The 17,231-nt window shown below is 65.6% G+C and carries 13 protein-coding genes and 1 pseudogene; 7 read left to right on the top strand and 7 right to left on the bottom strand.

Going from position 1 to position 17,231, the window contains the following annotated elements; translation table 11 throughout:
- The 4 genes from QZ501_RS11170 to QZ501_RS11185 form a co-directional block, all read right to left on the bottom strand.
- On the bottom strand, positions 1-464 hold a 464-nt coding region (locus tag QZ501_RS11170; RefSeq protein WP_295719497.1), incomplete at its 3' end, for a PilX N-terminal domain-containing pilus assembly protein.
- A 3-nt stretch (positions 465-467) separates the two neighbouring features.
- On the bottom strand, positions 468-1,568 hold the full coding sequence (locus tag QZ501_RS11175; protein WP_160898099.1) for a PilW family protein: 1,101 nt from the start codon (positions 1,566-1,568) through the stop codon (positions 468-470).
- Complete coding sequence (gene pilV, locus QZ501_RS11180) at positions 1,568-2,026, bottom strand: type IV pilus modification protein PilV (RefSeq protein WP_151441218.1); 459 nt, start codon at positions 2,024-2,026, stop codon at positions 1,568-1,570. The genes QZ501_RS11175 and pilV overlap by 1 nt, the downstream gene beginning before the upstream one ends.
- Positions 2,023-2,541 carry a GspH/FimT family pseudopilin gene (locus tag QZ501_RS11185; protein WP_151441217.1) on the bottom strand — a complete coding sequence of 173 codons (519 nt, stop codon included), beginning with the start codon at positions 2,539-2,541 and terminating at the stop codon, positions 2,023-2,025. Before QZ501_RS11185 ends, pilV begins: the two co-directional genes overlap by 4 nt.
- Positions 2,542-2,720: 179 nt before the next feature.
- On the opposite strand from QZ501_RS11185, the gene QZ501_RS11190 reads away from it, so the two are divergent.
- Genes QZ501_RS11190 through QZ501_RS11210 form a run of 5 tightly spaced genes read left to right on the top strand, consistent with a single transcriptional unit; the run spans position 2,721 to position 10,180 of the window.
- On the top strand, positions 2,721-5,699 hold the full coding sequence (locus QZ501_RS11190; protein ID WP_295719501.1) for a GAF domain-containing protein: 2,979 nt from the start codon (positions 2,721-2,723) through the stop codon (positions 5,697-5,699).
- Positions 5,686-7,464 (top strand): EAL domain-containing protein, encoded by a 1,779-nt coding sequence (locus QZ501_RS11195; protein WP_295719503.1) that lies wholly within the window; start codon positions 5,686-5,688, stop codon positions 7,462-7,464. Before QZ501_RS11190 ends, QZ501_RS11195 begins: the two co-directional genes overlap by 14 nt.
- A gap of 3 nt (positions 7,465-7,467) precedes the next feature.
- Positions 7,468-8,025: a copper chaperone PCu(A)C gene (locus QZ501_RS11200; RefSeq protein WP_295719505.1), complete on the top strand. Its 558-nt coding sequence runs from the start codon at positions 7,468-7,470 to the stop codon at positions 8,023-8,025.
- Between the two features lie 15 nt (positions 8,026-8,040).
- Positions 8,041-8,565 carry a DUF2489 domain-containing protein gene (locus QZ501_RS11205; protein ID WP_295719507.1) on the top strand — a complete coding sequence of 175 codons (525 nt, stop codon included), beginning with the start codon at positions 8,041-8,043 and terminating at the stop codon, positions 8,563-8,565.
- Between the two features lie 58 nt (positions 8,566-8,623).
- Positions 8,624-10,180, top strand: coding sequence for a diguanylate cyclase (locus QZ501_RS11210; protein ID WP_295719509.1), 1,557 nt, complete (start codon positions 8,624-8,626; stop codon positions 10,178-10,180).
- Here QZ501_RS11210 and QZ501_RS11215 read toward each other — a convergent pair.
- From QZ501_RS11215 to QZ501_RS11225, 3 genes are all read right to left on the bottom strand, one after another.
- Positions 10,148-11,515, bottom strand: a complete 1,368-nt coding sequence (locus QZ501_RS11215; protein WP_295719512.1) for an HDOD domain-containing protein — start codon at positions 11,513-11,515, stop codon at positions 10,148-10,150. The genes QZ501_RS11210 and QZ501_RS11215 overlap by 33 nt on opposite strands.
- 76 nt (positions 11,516-11,591) lie before the next feature.
- Entirely contained in the window at positions 11,592-13,670 is a 2,079-nt protein-coding gene (recG, locus tag QZ501_RS11220; protein ID WP_295719515.1) for an ATP-dependent DNA helicase RecG, read from the bottom strand.
- Between the two features lie 2 nt (positions 13,671-13,672).
- A complete protein-coding gene (locus QZ501_RS11225; RefSeq protein ID WP_151441209.1) occupies positions 13,673-14,638 on the bottom strand; it encodes a hydrogen peroxide-inducible genes activator in 966 nt (321 codons plus the stop codon).
- A 68-nt stretch (positions 14,639-14,706) separates the two neighbouring features.
- Between QZ501_RS11225 and QZ501_RS11230 the strand changes: the two genes are divergently transcribed.
- A complete protein-coding gene (locus QZ501_RS11230; protein WP_295719517.1) occupies positions 14,707-15,564 on the top strand; it encodes an SDR family oxidoreductase in 858 nt (285 codons plus the stop codon).
- Between the two features lie 32 nt (positions 15,565-15,596).
- Positions 15,597-17,231 (top strand): annotated as a pseudogene (locus QZ501_RS11235) (histidine kinase); the annotation flags it as partial.

Raw genomic sequence — 17,231 nt, forward strand, 5'->3', positions numbered from 1 at the left:
AAGAAGAAGCCGAGGAGGAAGAGAGCGAGGGTATGCCGACGAAGGACCTCGCCGCCGTCGCCGATCCGCCCGATGCGTTCGATGATGAACCGGGGAATGGTGGCGTCGCTGTACTCCTGCACCCAGCGGTTATGGGTTGCCGTGGCCTCGCGGCTGCCGCCGCCGGGTTCCCAGGTGGCATGCTCGAAGGGGTCCGGGGCCTCACCCTGGCTGTAGAAGGGGCCCTGGGCGCTGAAATCCGCGGGCGTCACCTGGCCGGTCTCGAGCAGGGTTTCCGCCTCATTGAGGGCCTCCTCGGCCATCTCAAAAGCGATATCCGCATCCCGCTGGCTGCCCACCATACGATCCTGCAGGGTGGCCCTTTCGGCACTGCTGATCGCCAGCAGCGACACCACCAGCAACACCAGCAGGGTCATGATCAGTGTGGCGCCCTGCTGTTGCTGCATTCCGCTGCTCGCCTGCATACCTCACTCCGTCAGCCGGTTGCGGATGGTCATCGACGTCGAGTACACCCGGTAGAGGTGGCGGTCCTGCGCACTGACCAGGCCTTCGCCGCTGTCGGTGCAGTCCCGCCATGCGGGGAAGCAGAAGGACTGCGGCTCCTCGGTCACTTCCCCGCCCGGCGAGCGCACCAGAAGGCTGATGCGCAGCCCAATGGCCTCATCGAGAACGGATTCATCGCCGCCCTGCGCAGGGGGCGCCTCCCAGGCATCAACCGCGTCATCACCGTCCGTATCCAGGCCCAGCCGTACGCGCATGGCACGCACCCCGGAGACCACCTCGCGCGGCGGGCCGAGCTCAGCCGTGGTGCTACCACCGCCGCCCGGACCACCACCGGTCGTGGTTCCGGTGATCTCCTGGATCATCAGTGAGTAACGGCCCTCACCCTGCTCAGCAACGAAGAAACGCTGGGTGCTGACGCCCATCATGCGGGCGCCGGCGCCCGGGTCGGTCTGCAGCTGGTTGTTTCTGTTACCCGGGGTCACATTGGCACTCGGCTGGTGGCGGACCTGGTGCTGCTGCACGGATGTCGCCTGGAAGATCTCGCCACCCCCGCAGTCTGCGACCACCATCAGGTCCCCGGGCTTGAAGTAACGCGTCAGGTCGCGCCCGGAATCACTCCTCAGGCCGCCACTGTTGCTGGCCGTCGCATCCACCCGGGCGGAATCGCCGCCCTTCGCGCCACGGAAAACCAGCACATGCGAATCCGCCACGGGGTTGAGGTCATCCATATCGTCCATGGGGCCGCTGTAGACGCCGAGCCCGCGGCTGAAGTCAAAAGCCACGGACTGGCCGTTGCCCGCATTGAGGTTGCTCTCCAGTCCGGAGGCATCCTGGAGACACCCCCAGTAATCAGTGTTACGCCCCGCCCGGGACAGAAACTCCACGGCGATCCGACCGGTTTCCTGGACCTGGTTGGTAGCCTCGGCCAGCGCAAACGTCTGGCGCTGGCCGACAAAGATCTGGACGATCGCCATCAGCACCAACAGTCCCAGAACCATGGCGATCATGACCTCCACCAGGGTCATGCCGCCCTGCGCCTTCATGCTGCCGGCCTGCCCGGGCATCAGCCGTTCTCCCGTGCGGTTGCATCCAGTCCGTACTCAGTACGCTCGCGCTCATCCTGGCTGAAATCCTGGGAATCCGGGGCCGCGCGCTCCAGCCAGCTCACCTGCACCCGGATATCGGTGCCATCCACACTGATCAGGCCACGCCCGCCGGGCAGCCCGTTCGCGACGGCGCGGCACCAGTTGTTGACCTCATTCGCCACGAAACCGCTGCCACCCGGTAAGCTGTCCGCCGCGCAGCTGTTCCCGGTAACCTCAAACGCTTCACGATCCTCCGGGGTCATGCGGATCCGCTCAATCATGTCGCGCACGTGCAGTCGCGCCTGGGTACGCAGGTCCGCCTCCGTGGACGAACGCAGCGCGTGCAGCTGGAGCCCGGCCACCCCCAGGATCCCAAGCGAGAGCAGCAGAACGGAGATCAGCACCTCCAGAAGGGTCAGGCCACGCTGGTGTCTCATGCCCCGTCACACTCCCCGCGCTCGATGGTCGTGGTCTCGATCTGGCCACCCAGGTTGATCCGCACTCGCCGGCTGTCCGAGGGCGTGATGCTGTTGCACAGCACAAAGTCCACTCGATCCGCATTGAGCAGGTACCCTTCCGGGCTGAAACCAAAGGCGTCCTGGGTGGCATCGGCGCCGTCAACACTGACCTCCAGTCGGCCATCGATGGTGCTGACCGCCCTGAGGAACACTGTCTGTTCCAGAAACTCCTCCGGAGCGCCGACAGTGGCATGGATCCCGTTCTGCCACGCCGTAGTGCCGTTTTCACCCACTCCGGGAGAGATCCAGACGGTGCGGTTGCGACGTATGCCCTGGACACGGGCTTCGTTCAGTACCCCCACCATGGCGTTTGTGGTGGCCGTCAGCTCGCTGGACGCCATGATGCTGCGGCTGACCGGAATGGCCATACCCAGAATCAGCGCCATGAGAGCCATGGTCACTATGAGCTCGATCAATGTCAGACCCCGCTGCACCCGGCCTCCTTACAACAACGGATCACGTGGCACTTTGCCCTGATCTGACGTTATCAAGGTGTGGTAGGGGAGGAATTGGCCGAAACGGCCACGAATGTAAAAGATTGAACAAAAATTCAGCGCAAGCAGACAGACAGCCATAATGATGAACACAGCATCCGCGTCAGAGGTGGGGAGCCATGGCTACGCCGTATCCCGATGAGAACAGTCGGCTGGCCGCCATTGACCGGCTTGGCCTGATGGGCACGGGGCCTGAGGCGGCCTATGATCGGCTGACGGAGTTGACGCGGCACCTGTTCGGCACCCGCCTTGCTTTGATCACCCTGGTCGGGGCCGAACAACAGTGGATCAAATCCCGCTCGGGCCCGGATCCCATCCAGGACATCCCCCGCGCCGAAAGCTTCTGCACTGAGCTGATCGCCAATGACGCGCCCCTGATCTGCGAGGATGCCACCCTGGATCCACGCTTCCGGGAGAAGCCGGTGGTCTGTGGCGAGCCGGGCATCCGGTTCTACGCCGGCATTCCACTGCGCCCTGAAGGCGACGCCATCGTGGGCAGCCTGTGCATCCTGGATGTTGCCCCGCACAGCCTTTCCGAATCCGACCAGTGGACACTGACGCGCCTGGCCCAGCAGGCGGAAGAGCTACTGCGCTTCCAGCTGGCGCGGCGGGAGCAGGAGGAGGAGCACTACCAGGCACTGGTCTCCAATGCCCGCTACGGGGCCCTGATCGCCGGCGCTTCCGTGGGCATCATCCGCGTCAACAGTGAGGGCCTGATCCAGGACGCCAATCCTTTTGCCCTGTCACTGCTCGGTCATACCGGAGCCAGTCTCCAGAACCTCTCCCTGCAGCGGGTCCTCCCGGAGTTCCACCTTGATCACGCGGACCAGCCGCAGATCACCCGGGAGACCGGCGCCCTGACCCGGAACGGAGGCGGCGTGCCGGTCCAGGCCACACTGAACCGGGTCTCGCTGGCGGACGACAGCAGCAGCGAGTTCATGGTGGTGCTCACGGATCTCAGCGACATCCGTGAAGCCGAAGCGGAATCCCGCCGGGAGCGGGCCTTTCTGCGTTCGATCATCGATGCGAGCCAGGACCCGATCTATGTGAAGAATCGGGAAGGGACCTATCTGCTGGCGAATAAAGCCAGCGGGATCCTGGCACGGGAGCTGGGCCAGAATCAGGTTGAAGGCCTGACCGCCCGCGATCTCTACCCGCAGGAAATCCTTGAGGAGGCCGAGGCGGCCAATGAACGGCTCCTCGCCTCGGGGCGCCCGGAGGCGCTGACATTCAACAACTCCGACGGCCGCTGTTTCCGCATCAGCAAGGCGCCCCTGTTCGACGCCAACGATGCCATCCACGGCATTGTGAGCGTGGCGCACGATGTGACCGAATACCTGCAGATGAACGAGGCACTGCGTGAACGTGAACGCGAACGGGACCGCCAGAGCCAGCTGCTTCAGGTATTGCACCGGGGGCTGACCGACTACGAGGCCCTGATGTCCGGCGACCGGCTCTGGACCTTTCTCCTGGATGCGCTCAGGGAGCTGACCGGCAGCGACTACGGCCTGATCGGTGAGGTGATCACCAACGAGCAGGACACGCCTGCGCTCAAGATCCATGCCATCACGGACCTGTCCTGGAGCCCGGAATCCCGGGAACTCATGGAGCAGCTGCGCGCCGGCGACATGACACTCAGCACCCCGGACAGCCTGCTGGGCAAGGTCTTTGCCCACGGCGAGACCATCATCTCCAGCGCCCCCATGCAGGACAAGCGGGGCGCCGGGCTGCCCGAGGGCCACCCGCCGCTGTACAGTTACATGGGCGTGCCCATCCGCCACAACGGCGAAGTCATCGGCATGTTCGCGATCGCCAACGGGGCGCACGACTACGACGACGCCGTGCTGGAATGGCTGGAGCCGTTCACCGCCACCTGTGCCCTGCTGATCAACCTGAGCCGCCACTTCGAGGAGCGTGACCGTTTCACCCGGGAACTGGCACAGGCCCGGGACCAGGCCGAGAAAGCCAGCAGGGCCAAGAGCCACTTCCTCTCAGCCATGAGCCATGAACTGCGCACGCCGCTGAACTCCATCCTCGGCTTCGCCCAGCTTCTGGAGAACAGCCAGCGTTCCCACCTGGACGAACGCCAGCAGCGCCAGGTGGGCCAGATCCAGCGCAGCGGCCAGCACCTGCTGGAACTGATCAACGAGATCCTGGACCTGGCGCGCGTGGAATCCGGGCGCATCCAGCTTTCCATGGAAGCGCTGTGCAGTGGCGAAACAGCCCGGGAGGCACTGGACACCATCGCCGGTATGGCGGAAACCCACGGCATCGAAGCCCACCTGCACGGGCAGCCCAGCCAGTGGCCGCGGGTGCATGCGGATTTCACCCGCCTCAAGCAGGTGCTGCTCAACCTGATCTCCAATGCCATCAAGTACAACCGCCCCGAAGGTCAGCTGCGGCTGTTCTGGACCCTTGAGGGGGACTGGGCGGTGCTCCACTGTGAGGACACCGGCATGGGCATCGACGCCGGCAAACTCGAGCAGCTGTTCAACCCCTTTGACCGGCTCGGCGCGGATCACAGCATCGAGGGCACCGGCATCGGGCTCGCGCTCACCCGCCGCCTGGTCGAGGCCATGGGCGGCTGGATCGACTGTGTCAGCGAACCCGGCGTGGGTTCCGACTTCCGGGTGCATCTGGCGCTTGCGGAAACACCGGCCACAGACGCGACGGCCCCGGAGGACGCCCCAGCAGCAGCCCGGCCCGAAAACCAGAGCGGCCGGCGACGCATCCTCTATGTTGAGGACAACCCGGCCAACCAGCGCCTGATGCAGGAGGCCTTCGAGGAGTACACTGAGCTGGAGCTGGTCTGTGTGCACAGCGCGGAACTGGGCCTGGACATGGTCCGCTCCCAGCTGCCGGACCTGGTCTTCATGGACCTCAACCTGCCCGGCATGGACGGGGAAAGCGCCCTGGGCGAACTGCGGGACGATCCCGTCACCCGCCCCATCCCCGTGGTAGCGGTTTCGGCCAACGCCATGCGGGAAGACATCCGCCGTGGCATGGAGTCCGGTTTCGTGGATTACCTGACCAAGCCGGTGGACATGAACTACCTGTTTGAACACCTGGACGAGTGGATCCGCAATGACCCGGAATAACCCCATCGGGGAGACCCAGACCCCACACGCCGATGCGACCATCATGGTCGTCGACGACAACCCGGCGAACGTGGAACTGCTCTGCGAGATGCTGGAGGATGCCGGTTACAGCAACCTCATTGGCCTCTCGGACCCGAAACAGGTTGAGCCCCGGTGTGAGCGGGCACTGCCGCAGCTGATCCTGCTCGACATCCGCATGCCCGAGCCGGACGGCCACAAGCTGCTGCGGCGCCTGGTGGAACGCTGGGAGGACCAGTGCCCACCAGTGATCGTGCTGACCGCACAGACCGATGAGGAGACCCGGGACCGGGCCCTGGGGGCCGGCGCCCGGGATTTCCTGACCAAGCCCTTTGACCAGCGCGAGGCACTGCAGCGCATCCACAACAGCCTGAGCAGCCATTCCCAGTATCTCGAGCGGGTCTCCGAGGCGCGCACGCTGGAACAGATGGTGGCGGAGCGGACCCGTGAGCTGGAACGACTGGCGCTCCAGGAGCCGATCACCGGGATGCCCAACCGGCGCGCCATCCTCGCCGGTATGGCGGAGCATCTGGAGCAGGGTGACACACTCGCGGTGGCCTTCATCGCCCTGAGCGACCTGGAGGAGATCGCTCACCTGCACGGCTACCCCGCCATGGAGCAGCTGCTGCGGTTGGTCGCGCGCCTGCTCAACCGCAAGCTGGAAGAAGCGGAGGTGGGGTGCTGGGGCAACGCTGAGTTTGTCTGCTTCCGCCGGGAACACGGAACAGGGCGGCAACTTGAACAGGACCTGGTCGCCGTGGTTGAGGAGCTGACCCGCACTTTCCAGATCGGTGACCTGCGCCTCAACACAGGCCTGCGCATCGGCATGAGCCGCAGCGACCGGGACGGCAACGACGCCGAGCAGCTCGTGCGCTACGCGGCCCTGGCACTGCCGCGGCACGATGGCACCGCCATCCGCCAGTTTGATGCCAGCCTGGAGCAGAGCCTGCGCCGACGCGGCGAGATTGAGCACGAGCTGCGCAATGCGGTCAGCAACCATGAACTGTCACTGATGTTCCAGCCCAAGATCAATCTCGCCACGGGCGCCCTCGCCGGTGCCGAGACCCTGCTGCGCTGGTACAATCCGCGCCTGGGTCAGGTCTCGCCCGGCGATTTCATCCCCCTGGCCGAAGGCAGTGGTGAGATCCTGACCCTGGGGCGCTGGGTGCTGGAGGAGACCATCCGCCAGACCGCCCAGTGGTACCGGGCCGGCCTCACCGGTGGCGACTGCCGTATGGCGGTGAATGTGGCGGCGCGCCAGCTGACGCGCCCGGACCTGGCCGAGGAGATCCTGGCACTGCTGACGGAACACGGCCTGCCCAGCCACTGCCTGGAAGTCGAGGTCACCGAGTCCGGCCTGATGGAGGATGTGGAGCAGGCCCGCCGGCAGCTGAAGCAGCTGGCCGATGCCGGGGTGAGCGTTGCCATTGATGATTTCGGCACCGGCTACTCCTCCCTGGCCTACCTCAAGGACCTGCCGGTGAGCACGCTCAAGATCGACCGCGCCTTCATCAACGCCATGGGCGAACACCAGCAGGACCAGAACCTGGTTCGCACCGTCATCGCCATGGCCCATAATTTCGGATGCGCCGTGGTGGCGGAAGGCATCGAGGCGCCCGATCAGGCGCGGACCCTTCTGGAGCTGGGATGCGAGCTGGCCCAGGGATTCTGGTTCGCCCGCCCCATGCAGGCGGCACAGTTTGAACAGATCTGCCGGCAGCCGCCGGACTGGCACTTTGGAGCCTGAACAATGACATCACTGCTGAACACCGTAGGAGCGAGCCCTGCTCGCGATCACAACGGATACCCGTCGCATAGTCGGTCCGAAAGTATCGCGAGCGAGGCTCGCTCCTACAGTAACGGTATGCTCGCGTTTCTGGTATTGATGCTGGCGGCGGGCGCCAGCGCCGCCTCCGCGGAGATCCGCATCGAGACCCCCTGGGCCCGCGCCACCCCGCCCGGGATCGACCGGGGCGCCGGTTACATGACACTGCACAACGACGGCGAACAGGCCCGCACCCTGACCGGCGGAACAGCGGACTGGGCGGACAGCGTCGAGATCCACGAATCCCGGGAGGTGGACGGCCAGATGCGGATGCAGGCCCTGCCCGAGGGGCTGACACTGGAGCCGGGCGCGGCGGTTGAACTCGCGCCCATGGGCCTCCATCTCATGATCAAGGGGCTGGATGAGCCACTGACCGAAGGCGACACAAGGTCGCTGACCCTCGAATTCCGCAACGGCGAAACCCGTGAGGCCCAGCTGGACATCCGGGCCCCGGACGGCACAGCCGGCCATAACAGCCACTGATCACCAGGAGTCATCATGCCCCAGAATATGCAATGGATGCTCATCATTGCCGGCCTCATCGCCATAGCCGGCCTGAGCCTGTACATCCTCCGTAAGGGGCGTCGCCTGCGCCAGCACCAGCGCGCGCTTGAGCGCACCCAGGCGCTGCAGGCCGAGCGCCGCGAGAGCATGATCGAGAGCATCCGCATTCTCGCCATGACGCTCGAACAGGAGCAGGTTGAGCCCTCCGAGGGCTGCATCCGCATCAAGGGGCTTCTGGATCATGTGGAGCCGGAGCTGCTGAACCACAGTCCCTACAGCGTCTTCCAGACCATCTACGAGAAGACGGAACACATGCCCACCCACGAGGCACGCAAACAGGCCGACCCCAAGCTCATACAGCGCCTGGACCAGGAACGGTTCGCGCTTGAGGCGGAGCACGCCGAGGCCATCCATGAGGCCGCGCTGGCGATCCGCTACTACCGCTTCGACGGCAGCGTGGCCGCCTCCTCCGGGGAGCCCCGTACTGTGGACCCGGGCCGTTCAACACTGCATCCATGACACCCCGCCCTAACTGACCTATGCTTGCAGAAAGCACATTTCTAGGGATGGGACGCTGATGGAAACTTCCCTCTCCCAGCTGGCGCACTCCGTCTCTTCAGCGGTTTCGCTTGAAGGGCTCGTGAGGCCCATGCTGGACCTGATCCAGCAGGCAACAGAACTGGACTCGGTCTACCTGACCATGTACCGGCCCGAGGATGACTCCCAGGAGATCATCTACGCCCGTAATACGGGCGCGCTCACGCTCACCGAGGGCCTTCGCGTCCCCTGGCAGGACACCCTGTGCCGACGCGCCCTGAGCGAAAACCGCCTGCTCACCCAGGATGTGCCCAATACCTGGGGCGACTCCCAGGCGGCCCGCAAGCTGGGGATCCAGACCTACGTCACGGTGCCCGTGCGCCGGCTGGATGACGGGCTCCTGGGCACCCTCTGCGGGGCCAGCGCCCGGCGCGTGGAGGTAGCGGAAACCAGCCTTGCCACGCTGAGGCTCTGCGCGGACCTCATTGCCCACCAGATCACCCGCGAGGAACATGCTCTCAGCGTCCGCCACCAGGCGCTTGAGGCCGAGCAACAGATGCAGCGCATGGGGCTGATCTCGGAGGTGAGCCGGCTGTGCCTGTCCGCCTCCCGGCTTCATGACGCCGTGGCCGCAGTAGCGGCCAGACTCGAACACTCGCACCTGTGGGAGAGAGTGATTCCGCTGTACCTGAGGGATGACGGCCACGCCCGGACCCTGGGCGAGAAGGACCCGGAAGCGACCCGGCTGGCGGATGCCCTGATGGAGGCCAATCCCGAGCACCTCGAGGGCATGCTGCACAGTGACCACGAACACCTGATATTCCCTCCGGAGGACATGCAATGGGTCCGCGAGCAGCGCCGCCGTGAGGCGCTTCCCGAGGATGGCGATGCCGCCCTTCTGGTGATCACGTCGGACGAGAAAGCCGAAGCTGCCATCCTGATCCTCTCCGCCCACGACCTGAACCGTTCACCGGATGAGCGCCAGCTTCTGAACAGCGTTGCCAATGCGCTGTCACTGCTGGCGAATCGGCTCCTGGACCACGCCCGCCTGGAGGCGGCCAATCTCGAACTCAAGCATAACGCCCTGCACGACACCCTCACGGGCCTGCCCAACCGGCGCTATCTGATCCAGGAACACGAACGGCTGCTCGCCCAGGCGCAGCGCGTTGACGGTGCCGTTCACGTTGCCTTCATCGACCTGGACGGTTTCAAGCGGATCAATGACACCCATGGCCACGAGGTCGGTGATGAATTCCTGCGCCAGTTCGCGGTGCAGCTGCGCAACCTTTCCCGCATGGGCGACATGGTGGCGCGCTACGGGGGTGACGAGTTCGTGTTCGTTGGCAAGCCGGGCGCGGGCGGCGACCCCGCGCACGAACGCAGCGTGATCAGTGAGCGGCTGCGCGCGGGCACCCGTGGCACCTACGAACTGGAAAGCACCACTCTGGAGTACGGCGGCCCCAGCGTCGGCGTCGTGACCTGGCGGGCCGGAGACGTGGCGGATGCGGACGTGGTGCTGGCGCGTGCCGACGAGGCCATGTATGCGGACAAACAGGCGCGCCGCTCAGCTCAGCATACCCGCCATACTGGCGACTGAATCACTGTTCTCCACCAGGATGTCCATTTCCTCGGCCACCCGGCCGGGCGCCACATTGAGGCGTTCATAGAGGGCCTCCGGAACCGGGAGCTCCGGCCCCAGGCGCACCCCGCGCTCCACCAGCAGCGCCCGCGCGAGGTAGAGTGCGTTGGCGTAGGCTGAATGCTCACCCGCGTAATCCGGGTTCTTCTGGTGGCGGATTGCAGTGACCACCTCTTCCGGCATGTTCCACAGATCCATCAGCACACCGCCGATCTGCTCACGCGTAATGCCAATCAGATGATGCTCCACCAGTTCATGGGGCACATGGGCGTTCACTTCGGTGTAACGGCAGATCAGCGAGAAATGCGGTGGAAAGACATGGGCCAGGACCAGGTAGCCGAAGTTGTGCAGCAGCCCCGACAGATAGGTCAGGCCGAAAGTGGGCCGCTCGCGCCTGGGCATGCAGCTGATGATCACGCTCACCGCCTGGGCCATCCAGATGGCCTGGGTCCAGTAGCCGATGAACCCCTCGGGCTGATCCGTGGGCTGTTTGAGTGTACGCCCCAGGGACAGGCCCATGGCCAGGTTCATCACCAGATCAAACCCGAGCACTCTCTGGATGGCATCGTAGATGGAATTCACCGGCGTATGCGACGCATAGAATGAAGACGAGGCCCAACTCACCACCTGGGCCGCGAGGCTTGGGTCGTTCTCCACAATATCCGCCAGATCCCCGATCTCGGCGTTGGGCTTCATGCGCAGGTGCAGGATGCGCTGGGCCGTCTCCGGCAGCGGCGGGATCTCAAGGGTGTCGTCCAGGCGCTGCTTGATGCGCAGCCCGGTGAAGCTGTGCAGCGCCTCGCGCAGCTGGACCTCGTCCTGTTCCGGTGACAGATGGTTGACCGCGATGTCCGTTAGCGGGCGGGAGATGGCCAGCCAGCGCGCGCCATTGAGCAGTCGCCTGTAGTCATCCATGGCCAGCGCCAGATCCTCTTCCCCCTGACCGCTGTAGAAGCGTGCCTGCTCGAGTTCAGCGATCCGGTTGTCCACGGCCGTCTCAAAATGGGTCATTGCCGGCAGGGGCGGAATCTGGCGAACCTGGTACTTCTGGCGCAGGCGCCCCATTTCGCGCAGGGGCAGCCCCCGCAGCTCCCGCGCCAGCGCCTGGTTCAGGTTGTCGATGTCGAGCAGGCTGTCGTCGCGGAAAAAGGCCTGGACCCGGCCCAGAGCATCAGCCAGCACCGCTGTCCGGATGCGTGGTTCGGCAGCGGGCTCCCTGCTGTTAAGGCTTTCCGGCGTAAGCCCGCCCTCGTCGGTGCGGAGGAAGGCCTCCAGGTGTCGCGGTGTGGTCATCGGTACGTCCTGTCCATATCAAGCGTTTTTCAGGGGCCGGGATTACTGCTTTCTGTATCCGTCCCTGAAGGATACCTCAGACATCCCCGTACCGGATACGCTCCCCCAGCCATCGATCGATCAGTGCGGCCACCCGTTCCGGTTCCGGCAGCAACCGGGGTCCGATCCGGTGCACTTCCTCGAGCCAGCCGGCGTCCTGCTCCCAGTCCGCGAGACGGAACCCCATCAGCCCGGTCTGACGGGTGCCCAGAACCTCGCCCGGACCGCGGATTTCCAGGTCGCGCTGGGCGATGGCAAAGCCGTCCTGGGTCTCGCGCAGGGCCTGCAGGCGGGACTTGGCGGTGTCCGACAGCGGCGGGTGATAGAGCAGGACGCAGTAGCTTGCCCGCTCGCCACGCCCGACGCGGCCACGCAGCTGGTGGAGCTGGGCCAGCCCCAGACGCTCCGGATTCTCGATGATGATGAGCGTGGCCTCGGGCACATCCACGCCCACCTCGATCACGGTGGTGGCCACCAGAAGGTCGATCCGCCCTTCCTTGAAGGCCTCCATCACCTCCGCTTTCTCCGCCGCCTTCATGCGCCCGTGCACCAGCCCCACGGTCAGCTCCGACAGCTCCGCCTGGAGCTGCTGCGCGGTGTCTTCGGCAGCCTGGCACTGCAGGGCCTCGGATTCCTCGATCAGGGTGCAGACCCAGTACGCCTGGCGGCCCTTGGCGCAGGCCGTGCGTACCCGCTCCACCACATCGCCCCGGCGCGAGTCCGGCAGGGCGATGGTCTCGATGGGCTGGCGACCCGGCGGCAGTTCATCGATCACGGACGTGTCCAGATCCGCGTAGGCGCTCATGGCCAGGGTGCGGGGAATGGGGGTGGCAGTCATGATCAGTTGGTGGGGCACCGTCTCCGCATTGGCGCCCTTCTCCCGCAGGGCCAGGCGCTGGTGGACGCCGAAGCGGTGCTGCTCGTCGATGACCGCCAGCGCCAACCGGTTGAACACCACCTCCTCCTGGAAGAGCGCGTGGGTGCCGATCACCAGCGGGCACTCGCCACTGGCCAGCTGCGCCAGGACAGCCTGTTTCTGTTTTGAGCGGCTCTTACCCGAGAGCCAGCCCGGCTCAATGCCCAGGGGCGCCAGCCACTCACGGAAGCTCAGGTAATGCTGTTCAGCCAGGATTTCGGTGGGCGCCATCAACGCCACCTGGGCGCCGGCTTCGATGGCCTGCAGCGCGGCCACGGCGGCCACCACCGTCTTGCCCGAGCCCACATCGCCCTGGACCAGGCGCAGCATGGGCACCGGCTGGGCCAGGTCGTGGCTGACCTCTTCGGTCACGCGCCGCTGCGCGCCGGTGAGCTCGAATGGCAGGGCATCGAGGAACCCGGAAACCAGGCGGCCATCACCGGTGTTGAGCGCCAAAGCCTGCCAGGACTGAACCTGGGCGCGGAGTTTCAGCAGGCTCAGATGATGGGCCAGCAGTTCTTCCATCACCAGCCGGTCACGGGCCGGATGGCGCTGCTCCATCAGGGCGGCCAGGTCCGCACTCGCCGGTGGCTGGTGCAGCATCCGCAGGGCCTGGTTGATCTCCGGTAGCTGGTACTCGCCGAGCACGGATTCCGGCAACCATTCGCGCACCGGGTGGCGTTCCAGCATGGCCACCGCCTGCTCGCACAGGCGCCGCAGCCGGGGCTGCTGGATGCCCTCGGTGAGCGGGTAGACCGGGGTGAGCGTGGCCTCGTCGCCGGTGGGCAACGGCCCCGGGTTGGTCTGGTATTCGGGATGGTAGATCTCGAGCCCGGCCCGTCCGGGGCGGATCTCGCCAAAGCAGCGCACGCGGGTGCCCGGGGCGAACTGGCGCTGCTGGGCGGCACTGAAATGGAAAAAGCGCAGGGCCACGAAACCGCTGCGGTCACGGAGGGTCACCTGGAGGCTGCGGCGCCGCCCCTGCACCACGTCCGCACTCACCACCTCACCTTCCACCACCCCGGAATCCCCCACCCGAAGCTGGCCCATGGGCAGCACACGGGTGCGATCCTCGTAGCGCAGGGGCAGGTGGAACAACAGGTCCTGAAGGCTGGTGATCCCCAGACGCTCAAGGGTGGCGGCCAGTTTACTGCCAACCCCCTTGAGCACGGTCACATCCACTGTGGCCGGATCCGCCATAATCAGCCCCGGGTGGGTGCGCGCAGGCTCAGCCCACAGGCCGCCTGGGTGGTACTGCTGTCACGGCACTGGGCCACGGCGTGGGCCAGTGCATCGATCGCCTTGGGTCGCGGGAAGGTCACCCGCCAGGCCAGCGCCACGGTCCGCGAAGGCACCGGATCCACAAAGGGCCGCACGGCCAGCAGTTCCGGCTGATAGTTCATGGCGGTGGCCGCCGACAGCGGCAGCACCGTAATCCCCAGACCGGAGGCCACCATGTGGCGGATGGTCTCCAGGGAGCTGCCCTCGGTCACCACCCCGCCGGCGGTCTCGCGGCGCTGGTTGATGGTGTCGATCAGCTCCGGGACGGACTCCAGCACCTGATCCCGGAAGCAGTGACCGGGGCCAAGCAGCAGCAGGGGCTGGTCCGCAAGCTGGCTGCTGTCGATGTGCTCGCATTCCGCCAGAGAGTGATCCGAAGGCATCAGCACAACGAATGGTTCATCATAGAGGGGCAAGGTGACCACCTCGGGTTCCTCGAACGGGAGCGCCACAATGATGGCATCCAGCTCTGAGTGGCGGAGCTTGCGACGCAGATCCCCGGTATAGCCTTCCTCAATGAAAAGGGACATCTCCGGGGCTTCTTCCCGCAGGCTCGGCATAAGCTGGGGGAACAGGTAGGGGCCGATGGTGTAGATGGCACCGACCTTGAGCGGCGAACTGAGCTGGTTCTTGCCGTCCTCGGCCAGATCATGGATCACACCGGCCTGGTCCAGAACGCGCTGGGCCTGCTCCACAATGCGCTGGCCGATCTCGGTGACCTGGATACTGTTCTTGCTGCGCTCGAAAAGCGCAATACCCAGTTCATCCTCGAGTTTTCTAACGGCCACGCTGAGTGTAGGCTGGCTGACGTGGCAGCGTTCCGCCGCATGGCCGAAGTGCTTCTCCCGCGCCAGGGTGACGATGTAGCGAAGTTCGGTAAGGGTCATGGCCACTCCCGGGCCGGTGATGATTAAATTTTTCTATTGCAGCATATGAAATGAGCGGAGACAGCGCAATGCGCGATGCACGAATCCTCATGGCCGGCTGCGGCCGGCTCGGCCAGCGCATCGGCGCCGCCCTTGCCGAGCATCATCAGGTATTCGGTCTGAGGCGTCAGGCCAGCCGTGTACCCCTGCCCCTGACGCCCATCCAGGGGGATCTGCTGGACCCGGACAGCCTGGGCGAGCGGGTTCCGGAGGTGGACGTCGCCATCATCTGCCTGACACCGGACCAGTACGACGAGACGGGCTACCACCGGACCTTTGTGCAGGGCACCAGCAACCTCATGACCGTTCTGGAAGCCGCAAGCAGGCCACCACGACGGGTGTTCTTCATCTCCTCCACCGCGGTCTATGGCCAGCACCAGGGGGAATGGGTGGATGAAACCAGCCCCACGGAGCCGCCGCGCTACAACGGTTCTGCTCTGCTCGCTGCTGAGCAGCGCCTCGGGGAGAGCCCGATCCCCGGCACAGTGGTGCGTTTTTCCGGCATCTACGGCAACGACCGGGACGGCATGCTCTCGCGCATGCGCGATGGCAGCATCGCCCCCGAACCGGACAGCGGCTATACCAACCGCATCCACGAAGACGACGCGGTGGGTGCGCTCTGCCACCTGGTCAACCGGACGCTGGACGGCGGCGACCTCGCGGACTGCTACCTGGCCAGTGACTGCGAACCGGCCCGGCTGGGCGACGTGGTTGCCTGGGTGCGGGAGACCATGAGCTGTGATCCGGTCCGGCCCGATGCCCGGCGCGACAGCCGTGTCGGCTCCAAGCGTGTGGACAGCAGCCGGTTGCGGGAGGCGGGGTACCGCTTCCTGTTCCCGACCTTCCGGGAAGGCTACGCCAGCATGACTGGACATCCTGTGCCATAGTGTCCGTCTGCCCATTCTGACCCAGGGAGATCATGGCGAGTAACGAGCTGATCCTTTTCGGCGGCCTGTATGCACTGATCCTTGTGGCCCTGGCGTGGCTGGCCGAGCGCACCGGCGGCTGGCCGAAGCGCATGCGGGGCCTGCTCTACGGGATGTCGCTGGGCGTCTACTGCAGTTCCTGGACCTTCCTCGGTGCCGTGGGCAATGCGGCGGACAGCGGCTGGACCTTCCTGCCGATCTACCTCGGCCCCATCCTGATGTTCGTCTTCGCCTGGCCCTTCATCCGGCGTCTTCTGCTGGCCGGCAGCCGCAACCGGGTGACCTCCATCGCGGATTTCATCGGATCACGCTTCGGCAAGGACCAGAAGCTGGCGGCACTCGTGACCATGGTCGCGCTGATCGGCACCCTGCCCTACATCGCCCTGCAGCTGCGCGGCATTGCCCTGGCCTGGAGCTCGGCGAACATCTCCGACTGGCAGGTGCCCTTCGCCCTGGGCAACAACGTCAGCTTCTTCGCCGCCCTCTTTCTGGCCTGGTTCGCGATCACTTTCGGGACCCGCATCATCGATGGCGCCAATCGCCACCGGGGCCTTCTGGCCGTGGTGGCGGCAGAGTCCGCGGTCAAGCTGCTGGCCTTTATCCTGCTGGGCGGCTTCGCGATCTGGCTGCTGGCCGGTGAGACCGATATGCGGCCTCTGGGCGAGGCGTCGCCATTCTCGTTCTCCACCTTCGGTGATGCCGGTTTCTACACCCAGCTCCTGGTGAGCGCCCTCGCCATCGTCTGCCTGCCACGCCAGTTCCATGTCCTGGTGGTGGAATACCATGACGAGGCCTCGGCCCGCTGCGCACGCTGGATGTTCCCGCTCTATCTGGCACTGTTCGCCATTATGGTGCTGCCCCTGGTGGAGGCGGCCCGCCATCACCTGGCCGGCATGGCCATCCCCGGAGACAGCTATGTGCTTGCCCTTCCGGCGATCACCGGCCACTCCTGGCTGACCGCGGTGGCCTTTGTGGGCGCCATGTCGGCCGCCACCGCCATGGTGCTGGTGGCCACCATCGCCCTGTCGCTGATGATCTCCAACGAGCTCTTCATGCCGGTGTATCTGCGCATACGGGAGCGCCTGGACCGCCCACGCAGTGATCTGGGGGCGGTGCTGCGCCAGGTGCGCCAGGCCTCGATCCTGGGCATCCTGCTGCTGGGGTGGATACTGGAGCAGGCGGCCCGCTTCACCGAGGGGCTGTCCTACATGGGCCTGCTGGCCTTCACCTCCTGCGCCCAGCTCATGCCGGCACTGGTGGCGGGGCTCTACTGGCGCGGCGCCCACCGTAACGGTGTCCTGCTCGGCCTGCTCACGGGCACGCTGACCTGGCTCTATACCCTGCTGCTGCCGGTCCTCATCCAGTCGGACAATGGCTGGCTGACCCAGGGGCCCCTGGGGCTGGGGTGGCTGCAACCGCAGAACCTCCTGGGTCTCGGGAACTTCCTCGATCCCCTGACCCATGGCGTGGTCTGGAGCCTGGGCCTCAATATCCTGGTCATGACCCTGGTCTCCCGGGTTTCCAGGGCCACAGCCCTGGATGAACGCCAGGCCCTGGCCTTCATTGACCCCATGCCCGGCCATGGTCTCAGTGACGAGGACCTGTCTGCCACCGAGATCACCCTGCAC

Origin of the sequence: uncultured Halovibrio sp., from assembly GCF_913056445.1 — a bacterium.
Lineage (GTDB): Bacteria > Pseudomonadota > Gammaproteobacteria > Pseudomonadales > Oleiphilaceae > Halospina > Halospina utahensis_B.

Bases quoted from the DNA above. Each gene is read 5' to 3' on its own strand.
- QZ501_RS11175 (WP_160898099.1), bottom strand. From the start codon at position 1,568: ATGCCCGGGCAGGCCGGCAGCATGAAGGCGCAGGGCGGCATGACCCTG.
- QZ501_RS11200 (WP_295719505.1), top strand. From the start codon at position 7,468: ATGACATCACTGCTGAACACCGTAGGAGCGAGCCCTGCTCGCGATCAC.
- QZ501_RS11215 (WP_295719512.1), bottom strand. From the start codon at position 11,515: ATGACCACACCGCGACACCTGGAGGCCTTCCTCCGCACCGACGAGGGC.
- QZ501_RS11210 (WP_295719509.1), top strand. From the start codon at position 8,624: ATGGAAACTTCCCTCTCCCAGCTGGCGCACTCCGTCTCTTCAGCGGTT.
- QZ501_RS11230 (WP_295719517.1), top strand. From the start codon at position 14,707: ATGCGCGATGCACGAATCCTCATGGCCGGCTGCGGCCGGCTCGGCCAG.
- recG (WP_295719515.1), bottom strand. From the start codon at position 13,670: ATGGCGGATCCGGCCACAGTGGATGTGACCGTGCTCAAGGGGGTTGGC.
- QZ501_RS11195 (WP_295719503.1), top strand. From the start codon at position 5,686: ATGACCCGGAATAACCCCATCGGGGAGACCCAGACCCCACACGCCGAT.
- QZ501_RS11205 (WP_295719507.1), top strand. From the start codon at position 8,041: ATGCCCCAGAATATGCAATGGATGCTCATCATTGCCGGCCTCATCGCC.
- QZ501_RS11190 (WP_295719501.1), top strand. From the start codon at position 2,721: ATGGCTACGCCGTATCCCGATGAGAACAGTCGGCTGGCCGCCATTGAC.
- pilV (WP_151441218.1), bottom strand. From the start codon at position 2,026: ATGAGACACCAGCGTGGCCTGACCCTTCTGGAGGTGCTGATCTCCGTT.
- QZ501_RS11225 (WP_151441209.1), bottom strand. From the start codon at position 14,638: ATGACCCTTACCGAACTTCGCTACATCGTCACCCTGGCGCGGGAGAAG.